This is a genomic window from Pseudohalioglobus lutimaris (genome assembly GCF_002866825.1).
Taxonomy (GTDB): domain Bacteria; phylum Pseudomonadota; class Gammaproteobacteria; order Pseudomonadales; family Halieaceae; genus Halioglobus; species Halioglobus lutimaris.
Genome location: NZ_PKUS01000013.1, coordinates 15940 through 27965 on the forward strand (window position 1 = coordinate 15940; position 12026 = coordinate 27965).

Annotated in this window: 9 protein-coding genes; 6 read left to right on the forward strand and 3 right to left on the reverse strand. The window is 59.6% G+C overall.

Features of this window, described 5'->3' with window-relative positions:
• The first annotated feature begins 3 nt into the window (after positions 1–3).
• Positions 4–711: an ABC transporter ATP-binding protein gene (locus tag C0039_RS11890; RefSeq protein ID WP_101518169.1), complete on the forward strand. Its 708-nt coding sequence runs from the start codon at positions 4–6 to the stop codon at positions 709–711.
• Positions 711–1967, forward strand: coding sequence for a hypothetical protein (locus C0039_RS11895; RefSeq protein WP_101518170.1), 1257 nt, complete (start codon positions 711–713; stop codon positions 1965–1967). Before C0039_RS11890 ends, C0039_RS11895 begins: the two co-directional genes overlap by 1 nt.
• 119 nt (positions 1968–2086) lie before the next feature.
• Here the strand turns inward: C0039_RS11895 and C0039_RS11900 are convergent, their stop codons facing one another.
• Positions 2087–2713, reverse strand: coding sequence for a glutathione S-transferase family protein (locus tag C0039_RS11900; RefSeq protein ID WP_076000219.1), 627 nt, complete (start codon positions 2711–2713; stop codon positions 2087–2089).
• 164 nt (positions 2714–2877) lie between these two features.
• On the opposite strand from C0039_RS11900, the gene C0039_RS11905 reads away from it, so the two are divergent.
• The 3 genes from C0039_RS11905 (at position 2878) to C0039_RS11915 (ending at position 7695) form a co-directional block, all read left to right on the forward strand.
• Positions 2878–3300: a c-type cytochrome gene (locus tag C0039_RS11905; RefSeq protein ID WP_076002259.1), complete on the forward strand. Its 423-nt coding sequence runs from the start codon at positions 2878–2880 to the stop codon at positions 3298–3300.
• Between the two features lie 111 nt (positions 3301–3411).
• Positions 3412–4536: an efflux RND transporter periplasmic adaptor subunit gene (locus tag C0039_RS11910; RefSeq protein WP_076000220.1), complete on the forward strand. Its 1125-nt coding sequence runs from the start codon at positions 3412–3414 to the stop codon at positions 4534–4536.
• Between the two features lie 3 nt (positions 4537–4539).
• The gene (locus C0039_RS11915) at positions 4540–7695 is read left to right on the forward strand and encodes an efflux RND transporter permease subunit (RefSeq protein ID WP_076000221.1); all 3156 of its coding nucleotides are present in this window, start codon (positions 4540–4542) and stop codon (positions 7693–7695) included.
• A gap of 19 nt (positions 7696–7714) precedes the next feature.
• Here the strand turns inward: C0039_RS11915 and rep are convergent, their stop codons facing one another.
• Entirely contained in the window at positions 7715–9712 is a 1998-nt protein-coding gene (rep, locus tag C0039_RS11920; protein WP_101518171.1) for a DNA helicase Rep, read from the reverse strand.
• A gap of 86 nt (positions 9713–9798) precedes the next feature.
• A complete protein-coding gene (locus C0039_RS11925) occupies positions 9799–10578 on the reverse strand; it encodes a mechanosensitive ion channel family protein (protein WP_076000222.1) in 780 nt (259 codons plus the stop codon).
• A gap of 245 nt (positions 10579–10823) precedes the next feature.
• Here C0039_RS11925 and C0039_RS11930 point away from each other — a divergent pair, with 245 nt between their 5' ends.
• Positions 10824–12026: an acetyl-CoA C-acetyltransferase gene (locus tag C0039_RS11930; RefSeq protein ID WP_101518217.1), complete on the forward strand. Its 1203-nt coding sequence runs from the start codon at positions 10824–10826 to the stop codon at positions 12024–12026.

A 12026-nucleotide genomic window follows, 5' to 3' on the forward strand; every position in this document is an offset into this window, starting at 1 on the left:
CTGATGAGCGCGATTATCTGCAAGGACCTGTGCAAGACATTCAGGCAGGGAGAAGAAGTCATCACCGGCCTGGACAAGGTCAGCCTGTCTATCGATGCCGGTGAGTTTGTGTGCCTTTCCGGACCCTCAGGCTCGGGCAAGACAACCTTGCTCAATGCCATGGGCGGGCTGGACAGGCCAGATAGCGGCGAGATTACTGTGGGTGAGCAGCGCCTTGATACGCTGGGCAAGGGCGAGCTGGCGGATATCCGCCTGAACAGTATCGGCTTCGTATTCCAGGCCTACAATCTGATCCCGGTGCTGTCGGCGCGGGAAAACGTGGAATTCATCATGCAGGTACAGGGTGTGCCGGCGGCGCAGCGCCGGTTGTTGGCCGACCAGGTGCTGGCCGAGGTGGGCCTGGCAGGTATGGAAGGCCGGTTGCCCTCGGAGCTTTCCGGTGGTCAGCAGCAGCGGGTCGCCGTGGCCAGAGCCATCGCCAGCAAGCCCCGCCTGGTACTGGCAGACGAGCCCACGGCAAACCTGGATACGCACAGTGCCGCACAGCTTATGGATCTGTTTGTCGCCCTGAACCAGGAGAGGGGCGTGACCTTCGTTATCTCCACGCACGATACGCGGGTGATGGGCTACGCCCGCCGCCTGGTGCGCTTGCAGGATGGGCGCCTGATCAGTGACGAGCCCCAGCAGCCGCACACGATGGCGCAGGGATAGTGTCGTCTGTACGACCTCTGCTGCTTGGGCTGGCCCTGATATCGGCGCAGGCCAGTGGCGAGGTGCCGTTATTGAACGGGGGACATCTCAAAGCGGCCTGGCTGACTGCCGGTTATCCCGAGGACAGTGTTTTTCGCGACGCTGTTGGTGCAGTCACACATGACCAGGCCGCTGAACTGCGTCTGAAATTTCGAGCCCCCCGTCCGGGCCCTTTGCAGTTGCAGGCGGATTACCAGTGGCTCGCCCGGCATGGTGACACCGTCCCCCTGGCGGCGGATTTCGAGAACCTGTTCCTGTTGCCCCCTGTGCTGCCAGATGACGAGCGTCGCTGGTGGGACCTGACGCATGAGATTTCCAGCAGTGATAACTCAGCGGTGGTGCAGAGGTTAGATCGGTTGGCTGTGTCCTGGGCCGGCGAAAAAGCCTTTGCGCGATTCGGTCGCCAGGCCGTCAGTTGGGGTAACGGACTGATTTATAACCCGATGGACTTCTTCAACCCCTTTGACCCGGCGGCGGTGGATACGGAGTACAAGATTGGCGACGACATGTTTTACGGGCAGTACCTGCTGGACTCCGGTAACGACTGGCAGATGGTGAACGTGCAACGCCGTGACGAGGAAGGGGATGTAAGCCGTGCCGTCAGCTCTACGGCCCTGAAGTTTCATGGGTTTGGACTGAACCGTGAATTCGACCTGCTACTGGCGCAACACTTCGAACAGACCCTGGTAGGCGGTGGCGGTTTACTGAACGTCGGCGAGTCGGTGCTGCGCGGTGATGTGTTGTTTACCGATGCCCAGGAGGACTGGGTGGTCAGCGCTGTGGTGAACTGGTCTTACTCCTGGACATGGCGGGGCGTGAACATCAGCGGCGTGGCAGAGTATTTTTTCAACGGCTTTGGACTGCGGGAAGCGGACTACAGCCCGCAAAAAATAGCTGCTGCAGAGGATCTGGTGCAGCGGATTGAGCGGGGGGAACTGTTTACGCTGGGCCGGCACTACCTGGCCGGGTCATTAATGGTGGAAGTGACACCGCTGGTAAATGTCACTCCCAACCTGTTCTATAACATGGGTGACGGCTCCATGCTCGCGCAACTGGTGTTGCAATGGGACCTTGCCCAGAATTGGCAGGTACTGAGTGCGGTAAATGTGCCGATTGGCCCGGCCGGCACGGAATACGGGGGACTGGAGACCGGTGTGGATGATTTGACGCTCGGCTCAGGGCCGGGTTTCTTCGTGCAGGCAGCGTTCTATTTTTAGAGGGTTGGCAGGGGGCTGCTCTGGAAGAGGCGTCACCCCCGGCGATAACCGTGCCCGTCACTCCCACCCGCAGGGGAATGACGGTGGTCTTTGGCAGCGGCAGGGTACCCGTCTGGCTACTAAGCAGCCATCTGGGCCTGCGCGCGCGCCAGGTAGGCTTGCAGGTTGGCCAGTTCTTCTGGCGGGGAGCATTTAACCCAGCCGGAAAATCCGGCACAAACGGCCAGATCGATGTCGGCAAAGGAAAAATTATCCCCGGCGAGCCATTGGCGGCCATCTCCCAGCGCCCTGTCGAACTGCTCCCAGCCCCACATCAGACGTGTCTTGCCGCGCTCGGCCAGCGCCGGAATCTGTTCCACGTCCAGCTCGCCGGGCAGGGCGCGCCCCTTGAAGCCCGGGCTGCTGTTGCGCAGCGCTTCGGCGACGGCCATGAACAGCATGGTGACGACTTTGTAGTCCCAGCTGCTGACCAGCCCTTTCTCCAGCGGGGTGCTGCCGAACAGTGGTTTTTCCGGGTACAGCGCCTCCAGGTAGGTGCAAATGCCGATAACCTCCGCCAGCACGGTGCCGTCGTCCAGCACCAGTGCAGGGAGGGTGCGCTCGGGGACAATGGCCCGGTATTCGTCGCTGAGGTGCTTCCCCGTCATCATGTCTATCTGCTGGGTCTCAATCTCGATACCCTTGTACTTCATAAAGTGCGCCAGGCGCTGGGGGCTGGGGGCTGGATCGTAGGTGTAAAGCTTCATAAGGGCGTCCTTTGGAACGTTATTGAGACGGGAATACTAGGTCGAATTGACGGTGGGGACCAGTATCGGCTGGAGATGGCGAAATAATTCTCCACGTCTTAACGTTTTCCCTCACCCCAGAAGTGGCTATAATGCCCGCCGAACTCGTACAGGATCTCGCCGTTATGACCCGAATTGCATTTAGCCTTGTCGCCCTGGTTTTGGCCTTCAGCGCAGCCGCCGTCGACCTCACCGACGCCCAGCGCGCCGAAATCGAGGAACGTATCCATCCCGTGGGCGAGGTTTGCCTGCAGGGCGACACCGATTGCGGCGGTGCCGCCGCCTCCGTCGCCAGCGGCCCCCGCTCAGGGGAAGATGTTTACAACAGTGCCTGTATGGCCTGCCACGCCACCGGCGCAGGTGGGGCGCCCGTAGTTGGTGATATCGCCGCCTGGGCTGACCGTATCGCCAAGGGCACAGAGGCCCTGCACCTTGCTGGAGTCAACGGTGTTCCCGGCACAGGCATGATTGCCAAGGGTGGTTGTATGTCCTGCTCCGATGAAGAGATTCACGCCGCGGTAGACTACATGGTGGCAGGTAGCCAGTAAGACCCTGCGACCAGGTGAAAGCCGCGACCCGGAAGGTTCGCGGCTTTTTTTGTTTTTGGGTCCTGTTCACGGGAGTCTGCTAAGGTTAGCGGAACCCGCGAAGGAGAGACTATGCTTTTTAAAACAGGGTTATTTATATTCCCTCTGCTGTTGATTGCCTGCAGCGAGGAAGCTGTGCTTCCGCCAATGATAGAAGTCGTTGTAGACCAGGTCGTGCTGGAACCCTATCAGCCCAAGTCCGAGTATGTGGGTCGCCTGCAGGCAAGGGATGACGTGGCCATCCAGGCCAGGGTATCCGGATACGTGGTGAGTCGGGATTTCCGCGAGGGGCAGTTGGTAGAGGAGGGCGACATACTGTATCGCCTGGACGCTTCCGAGTTCGATGCGGCACTTGCCAAGGCCAAGGCTGACCTTGCCGCTGCCCAGGCCAATCAGGCCAACGCCGTGCGCAACTATTCGCGCGGTCGGGAACTGCTGCCCAGAGGGGCGATATCCGAGTCGGAGATGGACGATCTCACGGCAAAGAAACTTGACGCGGATGCGCGTATCGAATCGGCCTGGGCGCAGATGAAAAGTGCCGAGGTAAACTTGAGCTACACGACCATCATCGCCCCTATCACCGGCCGTATCGGTCGCAGTATCGCCAGCGTGGGAGACCTGGTCGGGCCGAATACCGGCAATCTCACCACCCTGGTCAGCATTGACCCGATCGAGGCGCTATTCAACGTCAGCGAGGCGGCCTATGTGGCGGCTATGAAGTCGCGTATGACCGAGGAGCCGGATATCAGCGCGCTGCGTGATGTCGAGGTGACGCTGGAGTTGACGACCGGCATGGTGTATCCCGAGGTAGGCCGCATTGATTATTTTTCCAACCGTGTGGACCAGGAGACGGGGACCCTGGAAGCCAGGGCCGCTATTCCCAACCCTCACTCGATCCTGGTGCCCGGCCAGTATGTGAAGGTGATTCTGCAGGATACCAACCTGCTTGAAGGTCTGTTTGTTCCCCAGGCTGCCGTGCAGGCGGACCAGCAGGGCAGTTTTGTGCTGGTGGTAGACAGTAACAGTACGGTACAGCGGCACAACGTGGAGCTGGACCAGCGTATCGATTTCATGGTCAGGGTGGTCAAGGGCGTTGAAGAGGGAGAGCAGGTTATCGTGCGTGGCCTGCAGCAGGTGCGCCCCGGCATGGTGGTGAAAGTACGCGAGCTGCCTGCGCCAGCCCAAGGGCAGGAGTAGACGGTGTTCAGCGCGTTCTTTATTCACCGGCCCAAACTGGCCATGGTGCTGGCGATTGTGCTCACCCTGATGGGCAGCCTGGCCATCTACAGTCTTCCCGTCAATGAGTACCCGGCGATCTCGCCGCCCAGCATTATCGTCTCCGGAGTCTATCCCGGTGCCAGTGCGGAAGTGGTGGAGACCACCGTGGGCACGCCGATAGAAGATGCCGTGAACGGCGTGGAGGGCATGATCTATATGTCCTCCAAGAGCGCCAATGATGGCAGCTATATGCTTACCGTGACCTTTGAGGTGGGCGCAGATTCGGACATGGCCCTGGTGCGCGTGCAGAACCGTGTGAAGCTGGCGGAGCCTTCATTGCCAACGGAAGTCACTGCGATGGGCCTCAGTATTGCCGAGCGCTCACCTGACATTCTCAAGATCATCAGCTTTACCTCACCGGATAACTCGCTGGACTATAAGTTCATTTCCAACTACGTGAAGATCAACGTGCAGGGTGCGGTTGCCCGCCTGGACGGCATTTCCTCGGCGAATATACTCGGTGAAGCTGCTTATTCCATGCGCCTCTGGCTGTATCCGGACAAGATGGCCAGTCTGGGTCTGTCTGTAAAGGATATCCATGGCGCACTCGGCGAACAGAATGTGCAGGTTGCGGCGGGCAAGATTGGTGCGCCGCCGTTTGACGGCGCCCTACAGACCGAATACACGCTGCAGACCAAGGGGCGGCTGCATGACGTGGACGAGTTCGAGAGCATCGTCTTGCGCGCGCGCTCCGACGGTTCCGCGATCTATCTCAAGGACGTTGCGCGCGTCGAACTTGGGCAGTCCGACTATAACTTCTACGGTGAGACCAACGGCACTCCGGCCGTCAGCATGGCGCTGTACCAGATGGCAGATGCCAATGCCCTGGCTGTGGGTGAAGCGGTGAATGAGTTGGTGGAAACGATGTCCGCCGGTTTTCCGCAAGGTCTGGACTACGTTATCAGTTACGACACCACACGCTATGTATCGACGGCGGTGCAGCAGGTAGTGATCTCATTGTTCCAGGCCGTTGCACTGGTGGTCCTGGTTACCTTTATTTTTCTCGGCAACTGGCGTGCCGCCCTGATACCAACGCTGGCGATACCGGTGTCCCTTATTGCCACCTTCTTCGTGTTGATGACCATGGGTATGAGCATCAATACGGTGACCCTGTTCGGACTCATCCTGGCCATCGGTATCGTTGTCGATGATGCCATCCTGGTTATCGAAAACTGCGACCGGCACTTGCGTGAAGATCCCACCCTGTCGTCCAGAGATGCCGCCCTGGTCACCATGCAGGAAGTGGGCGGTCCAATCATTGCCACCACCCTGGTGCTGTTGGCCGTGTTCATCCCGGTGGCCATGCTGCCGGGTATCAGTGGCGTGATGTACCGGCAGTTTGCGGTGACGATTTGTGTGGCGGTGTGTTTTTCCTCCCTGAACGCGTTAACCCTGAGTCCTGCACTTTGCAGCCTCCTGTTGAAGTCGGGGGAGCAAACGGAGGCAGGCTGGTACCAGCGTTTTCAGCAGGGTTTTAGTCGCCTCACTGGCTTCTATGATAGTGGTGTGCAGTGGGTGCTGCGCTCGCTGCGCCTGGTTGTGTTGATCTTCATTGCGTGGATGGCAGCCTTGGCCTTCAGTTTTATGAACACGCCCACTGGTTTTGTTCCCGATGAGGACAAGGGCATCATGATGGTGAATATGCAGTTGCCGGATGCCTCATCCATTAGCCGGAGCAAGGCCGCCATGGACAAGCTGGCGGGCCTGATCGCGGCTGACCCCGCTGTGGAAACGGTGACGGCAATTACTGGCTTTTCAGTGCTCAGTGGCGCCATGGCGAGTAACAGCGGAACTGTGTTTGTTGTGCTCAAGCACTGGGATGAGCGCGAGGATAAGCAGAACCTGGTCTTCAACGTAGCCCGGCGCATCAACGCACAGGCATTTGCGCAGATTCCAGAGGCCAGTATCTATGCTATTTCGCCACCTGCCGTTCCCGGCATGGGCGCGGTTGGTGGCCTGGAATTGATGTTGCAGGACACACTTTCCAGGCCCGCATCGGAACTGGCCGCGGCAATCAATACGCTGGTGGTGGAAGGTAACCTGCACCCTGATTTGCAGGGGGTTTTCAGCACCTACCGCGCGAACGTGCCCCAGTACTTCGTCGACATCAATCGCCTGAAGGCAAAAAACCTGGGTGTGTCGCTGGATGAAATCTTCATGACCCTGCAGGCGCAAATGGGTTCGCTGTACATCAATGATTTCAATAAATTCGGCCAGACCTACCGTGTGATCATGCAGGCGGCCGCGCCTTACCGGGCCGATCTTACTGATCTCGACCACTTCTACGTGAAGTCCTCCAGCGGCACTATGGTGCCGCTGAGTACCCTGGTGTCCACACGCCCCATACTCGGGCCGGACGTTTCCACCCGGTATAATCTTTACCGGGCCGCAAGCGTGCGCGCGGCAACACCGCCCGGTGTGAGTACCGGGCAGGCGATGACCTCTTTCGAGGAACTCGCCAGGCAAGTGCTGCCGGGCGGCTACACCTTCGAGTGGACCGGTCTCGCCTACCAGGAAAGGGAAGCGGGGCAGACGGCGATCTTTGCCTATGCACTGGCGCTGATCTTCGTCTACCTGTTCCTGGTGGCCCAGTATGAGAGCTGGTCCATTCCCGCCGCCATCATCCTGGTTGTGCCCATGGCCATTGGCGGTGCTATTGCCGCGCTGCTGCTCACAGGCACGGCGCTTAACCTCTATGCCCAGATCGGTGTTGTGCTGCTCATTGGTATGGCTGCGAAGACGGCGATACTGATCGTCGAGTTCGCAAGGCAGCGGCGAGAGCAGCAGGGAGAGGATATTCTGGTCGCCGCCCGGGATGCTGGCCGTCTGCGGTTTCGCGCCGTCTGTATGACGGCGATTTCCTTCATCCTCGGGATTCTGCCGTTGATGCTCGCCAGTGGGGCAGGTGCCTTTGGCCAGCAGTCTCTGGGTATCACCGTATTCGGCGGTATGGTCGCTGCACTGTTGGTGGGTGTGTATTTTGTGCCTGGCTTTTACGCTATCGTGCAGACCCTGCGCGAAAAGTTGAAGGGTGGATCAGGGCTGGCCGCGGTCCAGGAAGAACCCGGCGGTAAATGATGTTCGCCGGCGCAATGCGTCAGGCGAACAGATTCTTCAGTCCGGCCAGGGTTTCCTGCCCGCGCTCCTCGTTCGCTTTCTCATCTTTGATGTCTGCACCCTGCCAGTTGAGGTCGTCGGCCGGCAGTTCGTCGAGAAACCGACTGGGCTCGCAGTTGATGGTTTCACCAAACTGCCTGCGCTTTGCCGCCATGGTCATGGCCAGGGTCTGCTGGGCACGGGTAATGCCCACATAGGCCAGGCGTCGTTCTTCCTCGATATTGCCGTCTTCCACGCTGGCACGGTGCGGCAGCAGGTTTTCCTCCATACCGATAATAAAGACATGGGGGAACTCCAGGCCCTTGGAGGCGTGCATGGTCATCAGCTGCACGTTGTCCGGGCTGGCGTCCTCTTCCTCCTGTTGCTCCATCAGGTCGCGCAACACCAGGCGAGAGATGGCCTCGTCCAGTGCCACACCTTCGTCCGTCATCACCTTGTGCAGGCTGTCGACGAGGAAATGTACGTTGCCCATGCGTCGCTCCGCGACATCCTCGCTTGAGCTCAACTGGTTCAGCCATTCCTCGTATTCCATCTCGCGTATCATCTGGCGCACGGCAGTAATGCCGCCGCCACTTTCTACCTGTCGGCGTATGCGGTCCAGCCACAACCTGAACTCGCGCAATCGCTTCAGGCCAGCCTCGGGGAGGCTGCCACTGCCTATGCGGCCAATGGCCTGGCCAAGGCTGCAGTGTTGTTCGTTGGCGTAGTTGCCCAGGGATTCCAGGGTGGAAGCCCCCAGTTTGCGCCTGGGCACGTTGGCAATGCGCAGGAAGGCGTTGTCGTCATTCTCGTTCACCAACAGGCGCAGGTAAGCCATGATGTCCTTGACCTCGTTGCGGGCGAAGAACGAGGTGCCGCCGGAAAGATGGTAGGGGACTTGCTGCTGCTGCAGGGCGAGCTCGATCAGTCGCGACTGGTGATTGCCGCGGTAAAGGATGGCGTAGTCGCCAAACCGTGTACGTTTGCGCAGCTGGTGGTCAATGATCTCCGCCACCACCTGTTCCGCTTCGTGATTCTCGTCCGCGCAACGAATGACGCGCAGGGGGTCGCCGTAGCCGATCTCGCTCCACAGTTGCTTTTCGAAGACGTGGGCGTTGTTCGCAATCAGCGTATTGGCGGCCTTGAGAATACGCGAGGTGGAACGGTAGTTCTGTTCCAGCTTGACCAGCCTCAGCCCGGGAAAGTCATCCTGCAGCTGTACCAGGTTTTCCGGACGGGCGCCGCGCCAGGCGTAAATGGACTGGTCGTCGTCACCGACCACGGTCAGCGCTCCCCTTACTCCCACGAGTTGCTTGACCAGCAGGTACTGACTGGAGTTGGTGTCCTGGTACTCGTCCACCAAAAGATAGTGAATCTGGTTCTGCCATTTTTCCAGCACGTCCGGGTGGTGCTCGAACAATACGGTGGGCAGCAGGATGAGATCGTCAAAGTCCAGGGCGTTATAGGCTTTGAGTGCACGCTGGTAGCGGCGATAGGCCTGCGCACAGAGTACCTGCGCCGGCCCCTTGGCGCGGGCGATGGCTTCCTCGGGCAGCAGTCGGTCGTTTTTCCAGTTGGAGATCTGGTGCTGGATGGTTTGTGCCTGGTCGCCGTCGGAACCGTGCTCCTGGATCAGCAGGTCCTTGATCAGCGCCTGGCTGTCCTGGCCATCGAAGATGGAAAAGCCGTTCTTCAGGCCCAGCAGCTTGCGCTCGTTGCGGATTATCTTCAGTCCCAGTTGGTGGAAGGTGCTGACCGTGAGCCCCTCTGCCGAGTTGCCCCTGAGCAGCTTGCCCACGCGTTCCTTCATCTCCCGGGCGGCCTTGTTGGTGAACGTTACCGCCGCAATGCGGCTGGCACGAATACCGCAGGTGTCCACGAGATAGGCGATCTTGCTGGTGATCACGCTGGTTTTGCCGGAGCCGGCACCGGCCAGCACCAGCAGGGGGCCGTCGATGTAGCGCACAGCCTCGCGCTGTCGGGGATTGAGTTGGGTCACTGTGGCTCTGTAAGCGGGGGTTTTCCGGAGGCGCAGTCTAGCACTGACGGAGCAGACCGCGCACCCTGCTTTATCGGGTTGCGGCGCTAGGAGGTGGCGATGTCCAGTCTGGGCAGGGCCAGGCGGACCTTGTCATCATCGGCAAAAGCCGAAGACAGGGCTACCCACAGAGCGTCACGGGTGCCGAACCAGTCCTCATTGGCGACCCAGCAGAAGGCCACCATGCTCGCCCGCTCACCGGTCACGCCGGTGACGAAGACCGCCGGTGCCGGTTCTGCCAACACATTGGCATTGAGGTCCATGGTTTCCAGCAGCAGGCTGCGCGCACGCTCTATATCGTCTTCTGCGTAGACGTCCACGTCCATCTGGATTCTGCGGTGCGGTACTGCGCTGAAGTTGCGGATGGGCGATGCCATCACCAGAGCGGTGGGAATGAAGATCGTCTGGCCGTCAAAACTGCGCACCACTACCTGGTAGGCGGTGATCGCATCCACTATTCCCGTCACATCCCTGATCTGCACCATATCGCCGAGAACAAAGGGCAGGCGAGGCAGGAAAGGCACCAGGAAGAAGACAACGACGGAGATAACCATCACGATGAGAATCGCTGGCCCGGCCAGTCCCTGCACGGGCAGGCCGATTCGCTGCGCCGCAATCAATACAGCGATCACCAGTACCATGGCATAGATAGCGCCGAAGAAAACCTTGATTGCTCTTCCGTACTTGCCGCCGGGCTTGACGAACCGGCTGACCAGACGATAGAGCACGACAACGGCGACCATGCCGCCAAACAGCACGACCAGCACAGAGGCGATCAATTGCCCATAGCCGGCGAGCTGGCCTACCAGTGCTTTCATCTCGTTCATCGCAACGCTCCCGGTCTGGAAAATGGCATGGTTAAAAGTTGGTAAAAATAGCCTAGCACGAAAGAGATGGGTCCGCCGCGACGCGTGGCAGGAAATGTCAGCCCGATCTGGCCGAATGTCACAGGCCAAAGCATTGCCCAGTTCAAATCCGTATACAACCTTTCGCTAATGACGACAGCGGCTTGTGGCGTGTCATGCATCGGGTATGTTGTCGGCATCCAACTGCACCCATGATGAGGTTTTACATGAGCACTGACGCGTTTATTTATGACGCCATCCGCACGCCGCGCGGCAAGGGCAGGCCCGGAGGCGGACTCTATGAAGTCAAGCCGATTGACCTGGTGACCAACCTGCTGGAGGAAATGAAATCCCGCCACGATCTGGACACTACCCAGGTAGAGGATTTTATCTGCGCCACCGGTGAACCGGTCAAGGAGCAGGGCCAGGATATTGCCAAGACGGCGCTGGTCTACTCAAGCTGGGATGATGTCACCGTGGGTGCGCAGCTGCATCGCTATTGCGCCGGTGGCCTGGATGCGGTCAATACCGTGGCCATGAAGATTATGTCGGGCATGGAATCCATGGGCATTGCCGGTGGAGTGGAGAGTATGTCCCGCCTGGGCATTGGCGCTTCTGGCGCCGCTGCCGGCGACGCCTGGGTCGCGATGAAGAGTTACGGTATCTCTCAGGGACTGGCTGCCGACCTGATGGCCGGTCTCGATGGGTTCAGCCGCGAAGATGTGGACCGCTATGCTTGTGAGTCGCAGCGCCGGGCAGCCCACGCCCGCGACAACGGCTATTTCGACAGATCCATGGTGCCAGTGAAAGATCTCAATGGCGTTACGGTACTGGACCATGATGAATTGATCCGCCCAACCGACATGGAGGGGCTGGCGAAGCTCAAGCCCGCGTTCACCCTGTTCAACGACTTTGGTCATGGTGATTTTCTCAAGTTCAAGTACCCGCAAGTGGAACAGGTGGAATGCATTCATACCCCGGGCAACTCGTCGGGTGTGGTCGATGGCGCGTCACTGGTGCTACTCGGAAATAAAGCGGCAGGGCAGGCCCAGGGCCTGAAACCTAGAGCCCGTATTCGTGCCTGTGCCGTGACCGGCGCTGAGCCCACTATCATGCTTGCCGGGCCGGCGCCTGCCTCAGAGAAAGCACTGAAGCTGGCCGGTATGAGCAGCAGCGATATTGACCTGTTTGAACTGAACGAGGCGTTCGCCTCTGTGGTGCTGCGCTACCAGCGCTTGATGGACGTCGCCGACGATAAAATCAACGTCAACGGCGGCGCGATCGCCATGGGCCATCCCATCGGTGCCACCGGCGCGATAGTCCTGGGCACCCTGCTGGATGAGCTGGAACGTCGTGACCTCAGCACCGGCCTGGTCACCCTGTGTGCCGGCGGCGGCATCGGCATTGCCACCATCATTGAGCGCGTGTAG